Annotated in this window: 22 protein-coding genes; 9 read left to right on the forward strand and 13 right to left on the reverse strand. The window is 64.4% G+C overall.

Going from position 1 to position 17,177, the window contains the following annotated elements; genetic code table 11:
* Nucleotides 1–176: 176 nt before the first annotated feature.
* Complete coding sequence (locus ACYQPG_RS29895; protein ID WP_461232605.1) at nucleotides 177–422, reverse strand: hypothetical protein; 246 nt, start codon at nucleotides 420–422, stop codon at nucleotides 177–179.
* 112 nt (nucleotides 423–534) lie between these two features.
* Between ACYQPG_RS29895 and ACYQPG_RS29900 the strand changes: the two genes are divergently transcribed.
* Entirely contained in the window at nucleotides 535–930 is a 396-nt protein-coding gene (locus ACYQPG_RS29900; protein WP_461232606.1) for a hypothetical protein, read from the forward strand.
* 107 nt (nucleotides 931–1,037) lie between these two features.
* On the opposite strand, the gene ACYQPG_RS29905 is transcribed toward ACYQPG_RS29900, so the two are convergent.
* From ACYQPG_RS29905 to ACYQPG_RS29915, 3 genes are all read right to left on the reverse strand, one after another.
* Nucleotides 1,038–1,277: a DUF2188 domain-containing protein gene (locus tag ACYQPG_RS29905; RefSeq protein ID WP_461232607.1), complete on the reverse strand. Its 240-nt coding sequence runs from the start codon at nucleotides 1,275–1,277 to the stop codon at nucleotides 1,038–1,040.
* 234 nt (nucleotides 1,278–1,511) lie between these two features.
* A complete protein-coding gene (locus tag ACYQPG_RS29910) occupies nucleotides 1,512–1,766 on the reverse strand; it encodes a hypothetical protein (protein ID WP_461232608.1) in 255 nt (84 codons plus the stop codon).
* 270 nt (nucleotides 1,767–2,036) lie between these two features.
* Complete coding sequence (locus tag ACYQPG_RS29915; protein WP_461232609.1) at nucleotides 2,037–2,234, reverse strand: hypothetical protein; 198 nt, start codon at nucleotides 2,232–2,234, stop codon at nucleotides 2,037–2,039.
* A 570-nt stretch (nucleotides 2,235–2,804) separates the two neighbouring features.
* On the opposite strand from ACYQPG_RS29915, the gene ACYQPG_RS29920 reads away from it, so the two are divergent.
* The 6 genes from ACYQPG_RS29920 (at nucleotide 2,805) to ACYQPG_RS29945 (ending at nucleotide 6,381) form a co-directional block, all read left to right on the forward strand.
* Nucleotides 2,805–3,554 (forward strand): hypothetical protein, encoded by a 750-nt coding sequence (locus tag ACYQPG_RS29920; protein WP_461232610.1) that lies wholly within the window; start codon nucleotides 2,805–2,807, stop codon nucleotides 3,552–3,554.
* Between the two features lie 50 nt (nucleotides 3,555–3,604).
* Nucleotides 3,605–3,982, forward strand: coding sequence for a hypothetical protein (locus ACYQPG_RS29925; RefSeq protein ID WP_461232611.1), 378 nt, complete (start codon nucleotides 3,605–3,607; stop codon nucleotides 3,980–3,982).
* A 19-nt stretch (nucleotides 3,983–4,001) separates the two neighbouring features.
* Complete coding sequence (locus ACYQPG_RS29930; protein ID WP_461232612.1) at nucleotides 4,002–4,292, forward strand: helix-turn-helix transcriptional regulator; 291 nt, start codon at nucleotides 4,002–4,004, stop codon at nucleotides 4,290–4,292.
* A 141-nt stretch (nucleotides 4,293–4,433) separates the two neighbouring features.
* Nucleotides 4,434–4,661: a hypothetical protein gene (locus ACYQPG_RS29935; protein WP_461232613.1), complete on the forward strand. Its 228-nt coding sequence runs from the start codon at nucleotides 4,434–4,436 to the stop codon at nucleotides 4,659–4,661.
* Between the two features lie 475 nt (nucleotides 4,662–5,136).
* Complete coding sequence (locus ACYQPG_RS29940; protein WP_461232614.1) at nucleotides 5,137–5,364, forward strand: hypothetical protein; 228 nt, start codon at nucleotides 5,137–5,139, stop codon at nucleotides 5,362–5,364.
* Nucleotides 5,365–6,084: 720 nt separating this feature from the next.
* Nucleotides 6,085–6,381, forward strand: coding sequence for a hypothetical protein (locus ACYQPG_RS29945; RefSeq protein WP_461232615.1), 297 nt, complete (start codon nucleotides 6,085–6,087; stop codon nucleotides 6,379–6,381).
* Between the two features lie 186 nt (nucleotides 6,382–6,567).
* Here the strand turns inward: ACYQPG_RS29945 and ACYQPG_RS29950 are convergent, their stop codons facing one another.
* Together ACYQPG_RS29950 and ACYQPG_RS29955 are read right to left on the reverse strand one after the other, a co-directional pair.
* Nucleotides 6,568–7,038, reverse strand: a complete 471-nt coding sequence (locus tag ACYQPG_RS29950) for a regulator (protein WP_461232543.1) — start codon at nucleotides 7,036–7,038, stop codon at nucleotides 6,568–6,570.
* Nucleotides 7,039–7,163: 125 nt separating this feature from the next.
* Entirely contained in the window at nucleotides 7,164–7,595 is a 432-nt protein-coding gene (locus ACYQPG_RS29955; protein ID WP_461232544.1) for a hypothetical protein, read from the reverse strand.
* Between the two features lie 318 nt (nucleotides 7,596–7,913).
* Between ACYQPG_RS29955 and ACYQPG_RS29960 the strand changes: the two genes are divergently transcribed.
* The gene (locus ACYQPG_RS29960) at nucleotides 7,914–9,089 is read left to right on the forward strand and encodes a YihY/virulence factor BrkB family protein (RefSeq protein ID WP_461232545.1); all 1,176 of its coding nucleotides are present in this window, start codon (nucleotides 7,914–7,916) and stop codon (nucleotides 9,087–9,089) included.
* Nucleotides 9,090–9,358: 269 nt separating this feature from the next.
* On the opposite strand, the gene ACYQPG_RS29965 is transcribed toward ACYQPG_RS29960, so the two are convergent.
* The 7 genes from ACYQPG_RS29965 to ACYQPG_RS29995 form a co-directional block, all read right to left on the reverse strand.
* Entirely contained in the window at nucleotides 9,359–10,048 is a 690-nt protein-coding gene (locus tag ACYQPG_RS29965; protein WP_461232546.1) for a hypothetical protein, read from the reverse strand.
* Between the two features lie 51 nt (nucleotides 10,049–10,099).
* Entirely contained in the window at nucleotides 10,100–10,486 is a 387-nt protein-coding gene (locus tag ACYQPG_RS29970; RefSeq protein ID WP_461232547.1) for a hypothetical protein, read from the reverse strand.
* A gap of 109 nt (nucleotides 10,487–10,595) precedes the next feature.
* A complete protein-coding gene (locus ACYQPG_RS29975; protein ID WP_461232548.1) occupies nucleotides 10,596–11,504 on the reverse strand; it encodes a YsnF/AvaK domain-containing protein in 909 nt (302 codons plus the stop codon).
* Nucleotides 11,501–12,007, reverse strand: coding sequence for a YsnF/AvaK domain-containing protein (locus ACYQPG_RS29980; RefSeq protein WP_461232549.1), 507 nt, complete (start codon nucleotides 12,005–12,007; stop codon nucleotides 11,501–11,503). Before ACYQPG_RS29980 ends, ACYQPG_RS29975 begins: the two co-directional genes overlap by 4 nt.
* A gap of 118 nt (nucleotides 12,008–12,125) precedes the next feature.
* A complete protein-coding gene (locus tag ACYQPG_RS29985; protein ID WP_461232550.1) occupies nucleotides 12,126–12,386 on the reverse strand; it encodes a GlsB/YeaQ/YmgE family stress response membrane protein in 261 nt (86 codons plus the stop codon).
* 362 nt (nucleotides 12,387–12,748) lie between these two features.
* Nucleotides 12,749–14,251: a PAS domain S-box protein gene (locus tag ACYQPG_RS29990; protein ID WP_461232551.1), complete on the reverse strand. Its 1,503-nt coding sequence runs from the start codon at nucleotides 14,249–14,251 to the stop codon at nucleotides 12,749–12,751.
* 99 nt (nucleotides 14,252–14,350) lie between these two features.
* Nucleotides 14,351–14,656, reverse strand: coding sequence for a hypothetical protein (locus ACYQPG_RS29995; protein WP_461232552.1), 306 nt, complete (start codon nucleotides 14,654–14,656; stop codon nucleotides 14,351–14,353).
* 513 nt (nucleotides 14,657–15,169) lie between these two features.
* On the opposite strand from ACYQPG_RS29995, the gene ACYQPG_RS30000 reads away from it, so the two are divergent.
* Nucleotides 15,170–17,140: a hybrid sensor histidine kinase/response regulator gene (locus tag ACYQPG_RS30000; RefSeq protein ID WP_461232553.1), complete on the forward strand. Its 1,971-nt coding sequence runs from the start codon at nucleotides 15,170–15,172 to the stop codon at nucleotides 17,138–17,140.
* The last annotated feature ends 37 nt before the right edge of the window (nucleotides 17,141–17,177 follow it).

Raw genomic sequence — 17,177 nt, forward strand, 5'->3', positions numbered from 1 at the left:
CCTGCTCGACGGGCACCAGCCGACCCATGATCTGTGCGTCGAGCGCACGGTCCGCGAGAGTGGTGCAGAGGCGCAAAACCTCAGACAGTCGTTCGGGGGAGGCGGTCACGTTAGGTCCTTGCGGACGCGGACCCCAGCCCCGCCGCCGTTCTCCGGGATGAACTCCAGGCCGGCGGTCACGACTGATCCTTTTTGCTGAAGCCCGCAAAGAAGTTGGTCAGACCGTGCATGTCGATACCGTCCAGCGGCCCGGCTTCCGGCTTGGGCACCGACCGGCCATCCTTGTCTGCCAGCTCGTGCATCACGTGCGTCAGCATCGGCGGCCACTCTACGCCCTGATCCTGCAGGAGGCGTGCAGCCTTCGCTAAGGCGACGGCGTGGTCCGCTGGAACCGTCCGACCCATCATCTGCGCGTCGAACACGCGATCAGCGAGCGTGGCGCTGACCGGCGCTCCTCCCCTTCCGTAGCCGTGCGTACCGCCCCGGTCGATGCCTGCCGGGCCTTCCCCTCACCGCGATCCGAGACCTGACATCATGGGCGACGTGCTCACCTTCACCCCGCGTCCGAAACCGGTGATTGCCGTGGCCTTGGAGCCGCTGGCCGGCGGCGCCCTCCGTGCCAGCCTGGAGGAGGCGACCCAGGTCGCCCTCGACGCGGCGGACCGGATCATCGCCGTGCTCGACCGCATGGACGACGATACCAACCTTGAGGACGGCGCCGACGCTGAGCCGTCTCTGGCGGCGCCCGAGAACCATACCGGCAGCCAGGTGGTCTGGATGCGCGGGAATGATCAGGACCTTGAGGCGGAGGCGCCCGAGGTTATGCTGACAGAGCAGGAGGTCGAGCCTGTTGTCCTACCGTGGAAAGGGCGCGGGAACGTGCTTGCAGCAGCGGGCACGCTGTTGATCGATCTGTTGGAACGTGCCTGATGCAGGCATCTTTAATCTCAACATGGTCTGCTGGCGCGCCTGTATCTGGTCAGGTATCTTAATTTAGCAGCTGTTAAGATGCAGGCGCGATCATTAACGTGCCAAGCTTAGTCCTCTACAGTCGTTTGGGGGCGATCACTCCCCGCAGCGGCCTCGTCGTGCCACTGGTATTTTTCATCTTCATAGCTGATCACAGTGTCATTGTCGGGCGCGCGCTGCTCCGCTGCCGCACGATCTGCGGCCGTATGCGCCTCTTTCCGAGTTGGGAATGCTTCGGAAAACACATCACCGACTTTGTAGGCCCAACCTCCGTCGTGCTCGACAACCTGGTATGTGACGTGTGCCATGACGAACCCTCGCTTCTACATGAGGCGGAGCGCGGCACTCTGCTCTTCCGCTCCTGCGAGACGCAAGTCTGAGCCTCGGGTGGACACCGTCACCCCCGTTTTCTTCGTCTCCGAAAAGGGACGGATCCGGGCTGGTTCTGTCCGGCATCTGCTGGCTTACAACCTACGAGGCGATCGGCAACCTGCTGATGGTCGAGGATTTGGAGGCCGTCGATCAGGTGCGAGCGACGCGTGTTACCCCCGGATCGGCTTCGGCTCCGGCTTGGCTGATCGCATCAGGCTCTGGATCACTCGCGGCGGCCGGCCAGCCTTCTCGGCGATCTCGGCCTCCTGCTGCTCGATGAGATCACGGGCCGGCTGATCACCGTCCAGGCCGCCCAGGATCTCCATCGGCACGCGCCGGTTCGAGGCGCGGCTGCCGTCCTCGAAGACGACGTCGAATAGGACGGAGCCCCGCTCCTGCGGGGGTAGCTTGATGCGCTTGGTCATGCCGGGCTGATACGCCCGCAAGCTTGGCGGGGCCAGATCGACGGCCTGCCATAGGAATTCGGGATCCTTGTAAACGCAGAAGGCCCGCCCTCGACAGGTCGACGGGGGCGGGCCTTCACGCGACGACGCTGACGAGGAGGTATGGCACCGGGGGGATGGGCCACACTGCTCTGCCGGCGTTCAGGCGCTGAGCCCGGTCGCTGAAGAAGGCCTACATCTGAGCGGTCAACGAAGCGTTGCGTCCCGCCGACTTGTCTGGAACAGCTGCGCTCAGTCGCCCATCAGAGCCTGCAGATCGTCATGCTTCATGACCAGGTCGTCGAGGTGCCGCTGGTAGAGCTCGATGCTCGCTCGTTCGCGCCTTGCCCCTTCCGCGGACAGGTCCGGGTCTTCGAGTGCGCGTGTCGATGACCGGACGCTCTCCTCCAGGGTGGCGATCTCGCGCTCAACCTTCTCCAATTCGGTCACGATGGCTCCTCAACGTGGCCAACCGCATGACGCGCCGGGCGAGGCCAACCGGGCCCATTCGAGGTGACTGGCCTTGGTCGCTCGGCTGTGCGCGTCAGCGCCATAGCGGACGAACACGAAGAACCTATCGAACGAGGTTACGACGCCCAGTTCGGCGTCCGTGTTCGGGCGGTCACGATAGGCGACCGTGCGACCGATGTCCGATTGGGTCGGTGCGATCATGCTCAATGGTACTCTGGGTGCACCATCGAGAATGCGTCAGCTGCCGACTCGGGTCCCAACGTTGACTTAACCGTGCCGCCCAGACGACATGGGCTGTTCCGGTCTGACACGCCTCGGCGAGTCGAGAGCCGGCAATTCAGGAGACCGTCGCCGCGAGATAGACCCTGAAAAGCCAACAGCCCCTTCCCGGCAAGGAAGAGGCTGCTGAAAAACCTGAGGCCTGGTGGGGCCGCCTTCGAATGCTCCCCACAAGCCATGAGACCCCCCGGGGTGTCAAGACGGAACCTGTTTCCGTCAACGGGAAGGCTTTGCCTGGACCCTGCCGCGGCCCGTGAGGGACCGGGTTCGATGTTTCATGCCACCATGCGGTCGGCGATCGAGGGCGCGCGGACTCTGGCGCAGCTCGACGACCTGTCGCGCAAGATCTGGCAGGCCCACGCCGCCGAGACCGTCGCCGATGCCGACGCCCAGGGCTTGGCCGAGACGCTGCATGCCCGCAGGAATGCGATAAGAGAGGCCGTGGCGCCCGTCGGCATTCCCCTCGGCCGTGTGACGCTGTTTCCAGCCAAGCGCCTCCAGCGGGCTCCTGAGCGATCCGTGGCCATCGAGCGCCGACGCAGGCTAGCGTGCTCGGGCCCGATGCCACCTGCGCTCGTTAATAGGTTCACCACCGGGCAGCTCTCGGTCCTGCGGATCGTTGGGGACGAGGTGGCCCGCAACGGCGCCTGCGGACTCTGCATCGACGCCATCGCCGCCCGCGCCGGGGTGAGTCGGCGGCTGGCACAGGCCGCGATCCGGTTGGCCGAGGGCGACGGCCTGCTGACTATCCAGGAGCGCCGCCATCAGGGACGGAAGAACGACCCGAACGTGGTGCGCATCATCAGCCGCGAGTGGCTGCAGTGGCTGCGACGGGGAGGGCGGTCCGCGGCCCCGGCGCTTCTCGGAGGGATAGGGTGCAAAAATCTGCACCCCACGGATAAGGGAGATCCACAGACAAGGATTGTGGACGCGGAAGCAAAGAAAGGCTGCCGGGAGGCAGCGGTCGACCTCAACCGATCAGGCCGATCGAGAATGAGCGCGGGTGGTGGAGCGGGCTGAGCCATGCCGTGGCATCATGCAGCCGGACGGTTTGACGAACGGAGGCCGAGATGGTGAAGGCGCAGGTGGCGTACCGCGATGGCCGGTTCATGCTGCTGGTCAGGCAGGAGTCCGGCGAAGTTCAAGAAGCGGAGATGGACCAGGAGGGGACGCAGACGTTGCTCTTCACGGCCTCTCAGGCCCTCGCAAGTCAGAAAGCCGACCCGGATGGCGACCCCTTGATGCAGCCGCCGATGATCGACGCAGAGCCCGTGGCGCTCAGCACCGGCAGCGACGACCAGGGTCGCGCCGTCCTGACCGTGGAGCTGCCGCTGATGCCGCCCATGCGGTTCAGGTTCGACGACGACATGGCGTGGGGGATCGTCGATAATTTTCGGAAGACGCTGGAGGCGCCTTCGGACGTCCGCCGGACGATGCGGTTGAATTAGCAGGGAGGGGAGGCCGGCAATGCCAAAGCGCCGCCCCAAGGACGCCGATGCCGTAGCCCCGGTCATGGTCGAGGTAGTGCCCCGACGCGGGTTGAACCGACAGGAAGCTGCTCGCTACGTCGGGGTCAGCGCCCCCACGTTCGACAAGCTCATCCACGAAGGGAAGATGCCCAAGCCGTTCCGGATCGGCCCTCGGACCATCTACGATCTGCGCAAGCTGGATGCCGCCTTCGACGTGCTGAGCGGCCCGGAGGAAAGCACCGGGTGGAAGGACTGGGACGATCCGAAAAAGAGGGTGGTTATCCTGTAGCTACTCACGGGCATCATTCTGGCCCGACGCCGGTCCAGCTACACGCCCCAGCTCCCAGGTAGAGCAGGAGCTTGGATGAGCGATGTCGTGACCGCTCTCCTGCTGGCGCTGGCAGCCAAAAATGCCTAGCTACGCGAGCAATTGGCAGCCTCTCAAGACATGCTGGTCGAGACCGCGATCGGCGCCGGCAACATGTACGCACTCTTCGATGCCATGCGGACGGAGCGCGATGCGTGGCGGGACGAGGCCGAGCGGTCGCGCTACCGGCCGGTGCCCACTATGACCGAGAGCCCAGCTGGCACCTGGTCGCATTTCCCACAATTAAAACGCTGGGCGACCACCAGAACCTCTTCCGCGCCCTTGGCCTGAAGCTGATCCCAGGTCCGCCACGTCATCGTTCGGCATGACGTGCATCTCGGGATGTGCAGGCCGCGGTATCCCTCATCCGTCCAGTCGTTCACCGTCCGCATGCGGGCCGAGACCACCATCGCAAACCATCTTGTGCTGGATCGCACCGGGGAGGGCGCAAACGAGGGGCTGCAAGAGGGGTGCCTGATCCCTCCCCCTGGCCCTGCGCCCACACACACGCCACCTTCCGTATGTGCCAAGCCGGCATTTACGCTCGGCGGTACCACCAGGTGCTTCCCCAATGTCTCGTCATCGAGAGCATTATTCCAAGCTGGTACGTGGCGCCCTTTTCACTCTCGCTTTCGTGGTTACAGCGGGGACTGCCGCAGCGGCGCAAGGCAGCCGGTCAGGGGTAGCCTCGTCTCGGCAGCATCTCAATCTCCTCCGAACCGCCAGCGCGATCGTTCGCGTCAATGTCGTCGGGCGCGAGTGCCCGATGTTTTATGCCGTCGATCGCGCGAGAGTGCAGGACATCGAACAGGCTCTGTTCAACAAAGGGCTGGATCGGTTTGGGAAGCAGAAGCTGCAGCAAGCCATCAATGCGTCGGAGGGCGAATTCTCGACCGAGTTCGAGACCGATGGCGCCGGGACTTGGTGCCCGGCGCAGCGCATTCACTTCGATCGCCTCGGAGTTCGTGACTTGGTCGGCGCCCCGCGGGATTAACCCGGCCTCGATACCCGCATTGGTTTAAGAGCGGCTACGATATCCAAGTCCCTTCGTTGATCCGCGACCTAATAGGATGCGGCTCTGCCAATAGGTGCGCGTGGGATATTCCTGCTGCGAGCGCGATAGCGGCAGATGAATACGAGCTGGTAGATCGACAGGGGTGGAACCCCTCGGTCGTCACCAGCCACCGGAAGCGATCTTTGTCGCTACGGCAAGCAGTTACGGCTACGGTATGATCAGGCAGCGCGGGAATTTGCATGCCTCATCCTGCTACGACAGCGTGACCCTTCCAAGACCAAGTTGCTTGGTTAGATATTTAGCTGGCGTGCTGCCTGCACTGCCATCTTGAGCGCAGGCTCGGGTAGCGTGGCGCGACCTACGATCTGAAAGAGGATCTGGCGCGAGCCAGCCAGGCATTCCGATCAGGGACAGGATCAGCATTTCCTGATACGGCGTTCGCTCTTCCCGTCCGCGCGCCCGAGGCGTTCGCGACACCGCAAGGCGTGCGGCGGGCAAGCACGTGACGACAGGCGCTCTCCGGGCCAGTTCCCCGTAGACCGCCCGTGAAGCCTCGGCCGGGCAGTCGCGTGAGGGTCGGTGCGGCGGGGGAACTGGACACCGCAGGCGCCGGCTCACGGCCCTGATCTTCAAGGGATCCATGGCGCGGAACCATCCTGCGATGCGGCGTCTTCCTCCCGAACCAAATCAGGAGGAAACATGCCACGCATTGCTACGCTGACTGGTGCCGCCGTTATCCTCGCGCTGACAGCGACGACGTCCTTCGCGGCCCCATGCAAGGTCGGCACGACCACCAGCGCTAACGGTCCCACAACCAAAGATACCAGCTCGAATGTCGAAGGTGGCTCGACCGCCAAGGTGACGCCTGGCGCTAAAGGAGAGTCCCCCGGTGCCGTCGGGGCGATGAATAATGCCGGAGCGGGTACGATGGCGGACAAGGGCGAGAAGAAAGCCCCTGAGGGCCAGCCGGTGAAGCCCAGCGACGACAATTGCTAATACATCTGAACCCGCGGGCTAACAGGCCTGCGGGTTTCTCTATGGCCTGGAACTCAACCGCAATTGGAGTTGGATTTCTGGTCGTTGGACTAGCTGGTTCACAAGTTGCCCGAGGCTTTACCTAAGCACTAGCCAATCGATCTGCCGGTAGCCTCGCAGCATTATGAGCCTGCGCGGCTGCTCCAATCAGGCGAGGCGACCAGCAACCTTCGCAGCTGTTCCGTCCGTAATCTGGGCCTCAAGCTGCGCCTTGAAGTCGGCGATCCCGAGCACCTGGGTCGTGTTCCCGTTCTTGTCGAGGAACTCGTACAGCGCGTCGTCGATGTTGCGGTTGCTGAAGAAGACGATCGCATCCTGATCGCCGCCGCCCTCCTCGTGAGGCTCGCCGTGAGCGGGGCCAGAGACGAAGCTGCCGGTGGGCCGGATCTCCTTCAGCTCGCCATTCGGACGGTAGAACCGCAACTCACCCTGCATCACCAGGGTGACGTAGGGGCAGTGGTGCCGGTGCAGCATCACTCGCTGATTAGCTGCGAATTTGAAGAGGACGTCGACGATCCGGTTTTCTTCATCGACCTTGTAGACGAAGAAGGCGATATGATCAAGCCAATCGAGAGTGCGCCACGTGATGTTGCTCTGATCGAAGCTATGCAGATCCACGTAATTTCCTCCATTTTATTTTCTGGAGTGAGCGATGAGCGGAAGTTTTTCGCTTGTGAGCTCTCTCAAATACGGAGCATTGGTCCTTCTGCATCGCTGGGTCAAACCCTGCTGATCCAGCGCTGCTACCTAGGAGAATACGGACCACCGAAAAGATCGCCCATCGCCTTCCGCCGGAACAGCGTGGCCCAACGCCTTCGCTGATGCTCTGGCCGGTCGTGGATCATGTGGCAGCGCTGGCAGAAAGCCGCGAGGTTGGCATCCGCATTGTTGGCCGTGTCGTGATCCCGGTGAGCGGCTGCCAGGACGACATAGGTTTGGCGGGCGCGGCCGAGGATATCAACGCCAGACCTGACCCGGACCCTACGGCCCCAGCCATTGCGCCAGCGGCCGGCTACATCGTCCCACCAGCGCCCGTCCCCGAGGTGGTAGACTATCTGCCCGTGCGGCCGCCCGCAGCTCTCACAACGGCCCTGCGCTCGGCCGAACCGGATCGCCATCGACAGCTCGCGCCAGTCGATCGGGTAAAAGAAGCGGTGCTTGGGCCGGATCGGCATGACGGCGGCACTGTGCCACCAGGTGTGAAGGAAGCGTAGCTTTAGGCGAGCGTTCGGTGTCGCTCGGGCAAGCTACTCGTAGAGCTGCCGGCACTCCTTGCGAGCGGCCTCTATCTGCCGGTCAAGGTAGTCCGCAAGGTCCATGAGGCCGACGCCCTTCGCGCACTTCAGTGCTGGCCTCAATCCGCACCAGGGGTAGTCAGATCTCGCCAGATAGCCCAGAGGATTGTGCCCTGAAGCTTCTAGTTGCAACGTTCGAAGCGATCCGCCGTTATCGCGCGTGCTGCCACAGCGCAGCTTGGCGCGCGGAAGTTTCAGATGACGTCCCCCCATCCAGACCGCACGCAGCCAGGCTCCGTTGAACGGGGAAACTCCCTCGCCTGGACCTTAGCGTTAACCACTGCGCTTCTCGGCATTGTGGTCTTGCCACGGCGCACGGTTCGTTCGGGATCCACCACCCCCAAAGCAGGTTCGGGCAGCGGGGATGAAGCGGCACGCCAGACCTCTCCCTCTCACATCGGTCGTGACGCCCACGAGGTGGCGCGCGCGCAGGCCAATCGCGGACGGCAAGCCACGCGCCCGACTGAGATCCCGGCTAAGGGCTGGAAGGACATTGCGCTGCGCACCTACCGGGACATCGGCGAGAACCGGATCATGCTGGTGTCGGCCGGCGTCACCTTCTTCGCGCTGCTCGCAATCTTCCCAGCCGTCGCCGCCTTGGTGTCGGTCTACGGGCTCGTGGCGGACGCCTCCACCATCAATGACCAACTCGCCAGTCTGCAAGGCATCATGCCTCAGGGCGCGCTCGACATCCTCGGCGATCAGGTCAAGCTGCTAGATGAGAAGGGCGATGCCACGCTCGGGCTCAGCCTTCTCGTCAGTGTCGCCCTGTCTGTGTGGAGTGCCAACGGTGGCATGAAGCACATCTTCGATGCGCTCAATCTCGTCTACAACGAACGCGAGAAGCGTAACTTCTTCGTCCTGAACCTCGTCTCCCTCGCCTTCACGGCGGGCGCACTGGCGTTCCTTATCCTCGCCCTCGGCGCCGTCGTGGTGCTGCCTGTCGTGTTCGAGTTCATCGGTGTCGGTAAAGATGCATGGTGGCTGGCCCTGCTGCGCTGGCCTGTACTCCTGCTCGCCGTGCTCGGCGGCTTGGCGGTCCTCTATCGCTACGGTCCAAGCCGGGATGCGCCACGCTGGCACTGGGTCACAGGGGGGAGTGCCGTAGCGGCAGTGATGTGGCTCGGCGGTTCGCTGCTGTTCTCGTGGTACGTCGCCAATTTCGGTAGCTACAACAAGACCTACGGCTCGCTGGGAGCGGCGATCGGGTTCATGACCTGGATTTGGATCTCGACGATCATCGTATTGCTGGGTGCTCAGGTGAACGCTGAGATGGAGCATCAGACGGCTGAAGACACGACGGTGGGTCAGCCGCAGCCCCTCGGCACACGAGGAGCGAAAATGGCCGACAGCGTCGGCGCCGCAGCAGAGTAGGCGCTACCGTCCCAGCTCCTCCCACACCACCACCCGCGTTACCGAGCAGGCCGCCGAAGCTGGCGTCCCCGGACCGCGCGGCGAGAACGCTCATCAGGACGCCGACGAGGGGATTGACGCCGCCGCCCTGCTGCTGCCGCGTCGCCACCGACCACGCTGCCGATGGCGCTATCGAGTAGGCCCATGGGCGGTGCTCCAGAGGTGGCGGTGGAGCCGGGTTGATTGTACGGGTCGATGATGAGGCCGGGCCGACAAGCGGATCCCGGGGATCACACCGGGTGATTGTAGACACGCACCCGGCGAGCACCGGACATCCGCGTATCCGTGCTGACCGCGGGAGCGCTGACCGCATCGTTCTCGCGCACGGCCGAGCCTGCGGCCGCGTCTGAGCCGATCAAGGTCGAGGTGTCGCCTCGCTCCTCGCTGGTCGTCTGGCCGCTCCAGCCCTCGCTTTCCCAACCCTGCGCGCGGTCGTCGAGATCGATCGCACCGTGCTCCTCCAGGATGCGCGCAGCTTCGGCGGCGTGGGCTTCGTCCGCCCTCACGGTCAGCAGTGAGCCACCCCGACGCACGCCCTCGGCGTAGGCGTGCGCATCGCTCTCGCTGACGCCTGCGCCGGTCAATGAGCCGGTCAAACCGCCCGCCGCGGCGCCGATGCCCGCGCCTGTGAGTGTCGCGACCAGCCAGCCCGCGGCTACGACCGGGCCGACGCCCGGGATCGCCATCAACCCGAGGCCCGCGAGGAGACCCGCGCCCCCGCCCAAGATCGTGCCGAGCGTTGCGCCGGTACCCGCGCCCGTGGCGGCATGATCGGCCGTATCGCCCGCTCCGTCGGCGGTCGTCTCCGTCTTGTTGCCGACGAGGCTGATATCGGAGTGCGGAACGCCGACCGCCTCCAGCTTGGTCACGGCCGCCGCAGCGTCGTCGTAGCGGTCGAACAGGGCCGAGAGGGTTTGCATGGGCATGGGAGCACTCCGAGAGGGTCGAGCGGGAGGACAGTGAGACGGCGGCTACTGGACTGCGACGTTGCCCTTGAAGTCGAGGCCGACGTTGGCAGCCTTGCCGTCAAGCATCGCGCTAGCGTGCCAGATGCCGTCACCGTCCTTCTTGAGGTCCTTGACCTCGTGGTAGCCGGCCTTCTCAAGGCGCCGGCGAGCCTCACCCTCGGTGAAGCTGTTGGCACCCTTCTCCAGCTTGACGTTCGCTACCGTGCCGGTGCTCGCGGGCTTACCGTCCCGAGCATGGTCGGTGTTCGGCCGCGTCACGGCGTTCTGCCCGCCGGAAGTCGCGCTGGAGGCACCACCCGTTGCCGGCTGGCCGGTGACGGTCGTCTGCGCCAGCGCGGGCGCCGCCGCGAGTAGCGGCAACAGTACGAGGATCGATCGGTTCAGGGACATGGCGGGGCCTGTTTTTCTGATTGCGGTGCGGGGGTGGATCCGAGTTCGGATCACGGTACGGGACAGCTGCCCGGGGCATCAAAGCCCCGAGCAGCGCCGTTCAGGCGGATTAGATTGGCTTGCGGGTGCCGGGCGTGGTCCCGGTCGTCGTGGTGCCGGTCGTGCCGGTGCGGCTGACGTTGCCGCGCTCGTCCTCGACCTCGACTTCGGTCCGGCGGACCTTGTCGGTCACGGTCTCGGTGCGCTGCCCGGCGTCCTTGCGGATGCCGACCTCCTCGACGACGCGGGCATCCTTCGACACCACCGCCTGCTCACGCAGCTCCGTCGCCTCGATGGTCTTGGTCTCGAACAATGCCTCGTCGGCCGCCGTCACCGGCCGATCGACCGCGCGCCGATCGACGTGCACGGTCTCGTCGCGTAGCGTTACCTGCTCCTCGACCGGCTTTTCGACCACGAAGGAGCGAACCCGCACCCGGCCGCTCTCGGCCACGCGCTTGCCGACGTTGAGCCGCTCCTCCACGACCGGGATGTAGTCCTTCTCACCTGTCGTCGTGCTGGCACCCTTGAGTGCTGCAGCGCCCGTGGCTGCTGTTCCAGTAGCCGTCGTGCCGGTGGTCGAGCTGGCCGCCGTCCCCGTCGTGCCAGCTGAGTAGCCGCTCCAGCCTTCCTTGCGCCACGTGCTCTCGCGCTGGTCGAGATCGATCGAGCCGTGCTGCTCCAGGATGTCATAGGCCGTTTCGGTTTGCGCCGGTTCGACGCTCGCGGTGAGCAATGTACCGCCGCGGCTCAGACCCTCGCTGTAGGCGTAGCGATCCTCCTCGGGCATGAAGAAGTCCTTCAGCGAGCCCCAGAACCCACCCTCGTCCTTGTGGTAGTCGTACGAGCCGCCGGTGCGTCCCGTCTGGGCACCCTGCACCAGCTTGATCGCCGATTGCGGGATACCGGCGGCGATGAGCTTGGCCTGAGCGGCCTGCGCTTCGGCCGGGCGATCGAACAGTGCGGTGATCGTCTGCGTCATGATGTTGTCTCCTGAGCTGAAGGGGGATCAGTCTGCTCGGTGGCGTGGCCTTCCGGGCTCACGCGTTCGACCACGGCGCGCTGCTTGCGCAGCGTCACCGGGACCTCGACGTCTTCACCCGCGGAGGTCTGGCGGATGTGCACCTCTTCCTTCAGGACGAGGCGCTTCTCGACGACAAGGATCTCTTCCAGGATCGGGATGATCGTCACGCCGCCCTCGCTGCGGGTGACCGGCACAGCTTCGCCCTCGGCGAGGGTCCGGTTCACCGGCTCTCGGGTGACCGCGACGCTGTCGGTGCGCAGGCTCTCGTGCAGGATGCAATCCTGTGTCTCGGTCTCCGTCCTGACCCGAACCCGACCGGTCTCGACGGTCCGCTTCTCGATGCGGGCGGTCTCCTCGATCACCGGGATCGTTCGCGTTTCGCTGGCCGTGATCTGCGCTGTGGCCTCATCCTGCCAGCCAGGCAGCGGTTGCTTGGGCGTATCGGGCTCGTTCGTGCTCATGACCGGTGCCTCGTCAGCGTAGCCAGGATGGCATTGGATCTCTGACGCATCGTCAGCTCGTCCTGGTCGGCGCTGCGAGGCAGGCACAGCGGCATCCGGGATCGGTGGATCCGCGGGGTCAGACGACCCGGCGACGCCCCACGAGCGCGTGGTAGAGCCACAGCACGACGATGGCGCCGACGACGGCGACGAGCAGGCTGTAGAGGTTCAGCCCCGAGACGCCGGGCTCACCGAACTGGTTGAACAAGAAGCCGCCGACCACCGCTCCTACGACGCCGAGCAGGATATCGACGAGCAAACCCTGTCCTGTGTTGTTGACCACCTTGCTGCCGATGAAGCCGGCCACGAGGCCGAGCACGATCCAGGCGAGTAGCGACATCGAACGTCTCCGTGAGCATATGCGGCGGGGGAAGTGCTAGGGACCGCGAGAGGGCGGTGCTTTCGTGTGACGTCGATGACCGCCTCGCCCCGGCTTCTCGGAGGGACAAGCGTCCTGGATCTCGGCGATCTCGGCCGTAGCCTCCGCCACGATCCGTGGATCACCGGTAATGATGCCGATCGCCTGCTTGATCAGAGCCCGAACTTGCTCGGATGGGAGATGCTTCTTGGCACGGTTCATTTCACCCCACCTCGCTTGAACACTGGAGTTCATGGACGAGATGCTCGTGATGAGCGTGCCGATGACCTAACAAGGCAGCGGAATACGCAAAGTTCCGCAGATTTACATGCGGTGGCACTGCACTAATCAGCTTGGTGTTTTTGCACCAATTTGCGTGTCTTTGGCTTGCCGAGCAGCGGCTCGGCGCCGATCCCGCGCTCGCGCGCCCAGACCACGACGGCGCTGCGTCGGTTGACGCCGATCTTGCGGTAGAGTCGGGTCACGTGGTTGCGGACGGTGTTCGCCGAGAGCCCAAGGTCGGCGGCGATCGCGGCATCGGTCGCCCCGACGCAGATGCGGGTGAGCATGTCCCGCTCACGTGCGGTGAGTGCCTCGATGGAGATCGGTTCGACGCCGCCCCTGGATGGGTTGCGCAACAGGGCGAGCTTCTCGATCACACCGCGACTGAACCAGGTTGCATCGCCCATCACCGCCTCGATGGCCTGGACCAACTCCGCCTCGTTGCGCTTCCGTTCGGCGATGTCCTGGACGACGCACAGCACGTACGGACCACCATCGATGGTCACCGTCACCGCTGTGAGTGAGCAGGAGCATTCCTCGCCGTCACGCGTGCGCAGCCGAGCCTCGAAGCCGCGGACTTGGCCGTGTCGGTCGAGCTCTGATCGGAAGCGCTCCCGCTCCTCCCCATCCATCCAGAGTGTCGCCGCTGCATCCCGGTTTTCCGGCGCTCCGAACAACTGCTCGAAGGCTTCGTTCGCGCTCGATGGGACGTGCTCGTCCGCGCTCAGAAGCATCGTGGGGATCGGATTGAGTGAGAACGCCTTCGTGAACCGCTCCTCACTCGCACGCAACTCGGCTTCGGCTTTGCAGCGATCTTCAAGATCGGCGAAGGTGAACAGCATGCATGTCGCTCCACCCGGCATGACGATCGGGTGACCGGCCACGATCACGTACTTGTCCGCGTCCTTTGGGACGTGCAGGCAGGCCTCCATCTGGGGGATGGTTTTACCGGCGTGCAGATGCTCGATCGCTTGGACCCTGTGCTCGGCGCCCGTGAGCAGATCGATCTGGCTGAAGGAGCGGCCGAGGACGTCGTCGCGCGCGTAACCGGTCAGGTCGAGGAAACCCTGATTGACCCGGATGAAGCGCAGATCAGCCAGGCGGCAGATGATGGCCGGGGCAGGATTGGCGCGGAACATGGCCTCGAACCGGGCCTCGGCTTCGTAGCGGTCGCTCACATCCTGCAGGATCAACGCGAGTGCATTCGGCCTTCCCTCAGCGTCCAGGGTGACGATGTTGCGGATGCGGTGCATCCATACCCGCTCAGGGTTGCGCGCTTGGCGCACCTCGACGACGGCATCGTGGAAGCGTTCGCCGGCCAGGACCCGATCGAGCGGGTGCTGCACGGGGCCGATATCATGATGGTTACGGTAGTGAACCTTGAAGTTGCGGCGGTACTCGCTCACCGTCTCGCCGAGGTCGTTTAGTGCCGCTACGCCGTGCATCGCCAACGCAGCCGGGTTGGCGTAGGTGATCGTCTGATCCGAGCAGATCAGGATTACCCCCTCGCTCATGCCGGCCACTATCTGGCGCAGTTGAGCTTGGTCTACCGCGATGTCTGCCACGCGCACCTCCGTCCGGAGGGCAACGCTTGACAAGATGCCTTGTGCGAAGGGGGATGGCGGCGTGCGGAAACGTCAGGGCGATCTGACGAAGCTAGAATGCTACGTCGCCGTGAAGCGCTGCGGTTCTTCAGTCTCGACCAGCCGTAGCTTTGGGCGTCGGCTGCCAATCAGGAACATCACCCGCGCCCAGGTCCCATCATCCTCGACCACGTGGACACGGTAGTTCAGGCCTCTGGCCAGAGCGCGGGCCTGGGTAAGGGTCGTGCTGGCCAGCGTCGCCGTAAACTCGCCGACGCTTGCCGCCATATTGGCAGACAGCAACCCGATCTCGACCCCTTCGTTGAAGGCCTCATCGCGGCCGGCAAAGCGCAGGCGCAGACCTGGTTCGACTTGGATGTGCCGCATAGCTAGCCCCTCAGGACGACCGCCAGTGCAGCGCTGAAACGGTTAATCGATCATGAACGTCCGCTTCGGTACGTTGACCAGGATCTCTTCAGGAACTGTCGTAGCGCGAAACGGTAGGTCATCTCTGCTGGCACCAACGTCCAATTATCTGACTTCGCCTCTCGAAAGCAGACAGGCAAAAATCCACCTTCTGCATGAGTTCGCGTAAGGGTGGCTTACAGAACGTGGTGCAAAAGCCAGCAGCCGCTTTCGACCCGTTGCGGAAGCCGGGAACTTCCGCTTGCGGGCTGTTTAGAAAGCGGAGAAGCGGACCTCCTACGAATGGAGCACGTTGGTGCAACATGAAGGTCGGTGCTCGGGCAATCGCATGATTGAAGGAAACGACAGCCCAAGCCGGGCGTGCTAGGTTCTAGCGAAGGCTGCCACATCGTCCCCCGGGCCGTTTCGACAGCCCTTGTCTTCACGCGTTCCTCGAAGCCGGGGACCCGGCCCAAGTGGGCTCTAGACCGACCCATGGATATTGAGAAGGCCGCCACGCCGAAGCTCACCCGCGAGGACCGCTACCAGATCCTCGTCGAGGGCATCGTCGACTACGCGATCTACATGCTCGACCCGACGGGTGTCGTCGTAAGCTGGAACAAGGGCGCGCAGCGCTTCAAGGGCTACGCCGACCAAGAGATCATCGGGGAGCACTTCTCCCGGTTCTACACGGACGAGGACAAGGCGACTAACCTTCCGGCGCGGGCTCTGACGATTGCTCAGACCGAGGGTCGCTTCGAGCAAGAGGGCTGGCGCGTCCGCAAGGATGGCTCCCTGATGTGGGCGCACGTGCTCATCGACCCGATCCGCACCGAGGACGGCACGCTGCTCGGTTTCGCCAAGGTGACCCGCGACCTCACCGAACAGCGGGCCACGAAGGCCGCTTTGCAGCAGAGCGAGCAGCGCTTTCGCATGCTCGTCCAAGGCGTTCAGGACTACGCCATCTACATGCTTGATCCGATCGGCCGGGTGACCAGCTGGAACAAGGGTGCCCAGCGCTTCAAGGGTTATTCCGACGAAGAGATCATCGGCGAGCATTTCTCGCGGTTCTACACCGACGAGGATCGGGCGATCGGCCTACCGGGAACGGCGCTGGGAACGGCCGCCAAGGAAGGCCGGTTCGAGGCCGAGGGCTGGCGCGTCCGCAAGGACGGCTCGCGCTTTTGGGCCAACGTCGTGATCGACCCAATCCGGGGCGACCACGGCGAACTCATCGGCTTTGCCAAGATCACGCGCGACGTCACCGAGCGACGCGACGCCCAACGGACGCTCGAAGAGACCCGGGCCCGCTTCATCCAGTCCCAGAAGATGGAGGCGATCGGGCAGCTCACTGGAGGCGTCGCCCACGACTTCAACAACTTGCTTGCGGTGGTTCTCGGCAACCTGCACCTCGCTCGCAAGCGCCTGCCGCCCGACCCCAAGCTCCGGCAGCTGATTGACAACTCGATCGAAGCCGCCGATCGCGGCGCGACCCTGACCAAGCGCATGCTTGCCTTCGCACGTCGGCAGGAACTGTCCACGACTCCCGTCGACGTGCCGGACCTCATCCGCGGCATGGCGGACATGCTGCAGCGCTCGATCGGCTCCAACATACCGGTTAGCATGCAGTTTCCATTGCAGCTTCCGCACGTCCTCGCCGACGCCAACCAGCTCGAACTGGCCGTGCTCAACCTCTGTGTGAACGCACGCGACGCCATCCCGGCAGGAGGTACGATCACGCTGATCGCCCGCGAGGCATTCGCTTCGGTCGAGGACGTTCGTGGCCTCAAGCCGGGCAAATACGTCTGCCTGTCCGTGATCGACACCGGCGAAGGCATGAATGCGGAGACCCTGGCAAAGGCGGCGGAGCCGTTCTTCACCACCAAGGGCGTCGGCAAGGGCACCGGGCTTGGCCTCTCGATGGCGCATGGCTTCGCCGAGCAATCGGGCGGCCGCCTCATCCTCAAGAGCGTCGAGGGCCAGGGCACGACGGCGGAGCTCTGGCTGCCCGAGGCTGACATGAGCAAGACGATAAGACCCGATCAGCAGGTCGAACTCGAACTCACGCAGCTCGACCCGGTTACGGTCCTGATCGTCGACGACGATGCCCTGGTGCTAATGAACACGGCGGCGATGCTTGAGGATCTCGGGCACACGGTCGTCGAGGCGGTCTCCGGCGAGCAGGCCCTGCGCATCCTGGGACGGTCGAAGGACACCATCGACCTAGTGATCACGGACCAGATGATGCCCGGCATGAGCGGGACGCAACTGATCGAGTCGATCCGGGCCGAGCATCCCGAGATGGTCGCCATCCTGGCCAGCGGCTACGCCGAACTGCCCGAGAACGGCTTGGTCCCGGTCACGCGACTGACCAAGCCGTTCGAGCAGTCCGAACTCGCGCGGGCCCTCGTAACGAGCTTGCGTCCGGAAGGCTTGGTCGTACCTTTTCGCCCCAAGCTGGCATAAGGCCGGCCTGTCTCCTATCGACCAGACGATCCGCTTA

The organism is Methylobacterium sp. CM6246 (assembly GCF_054818005.1).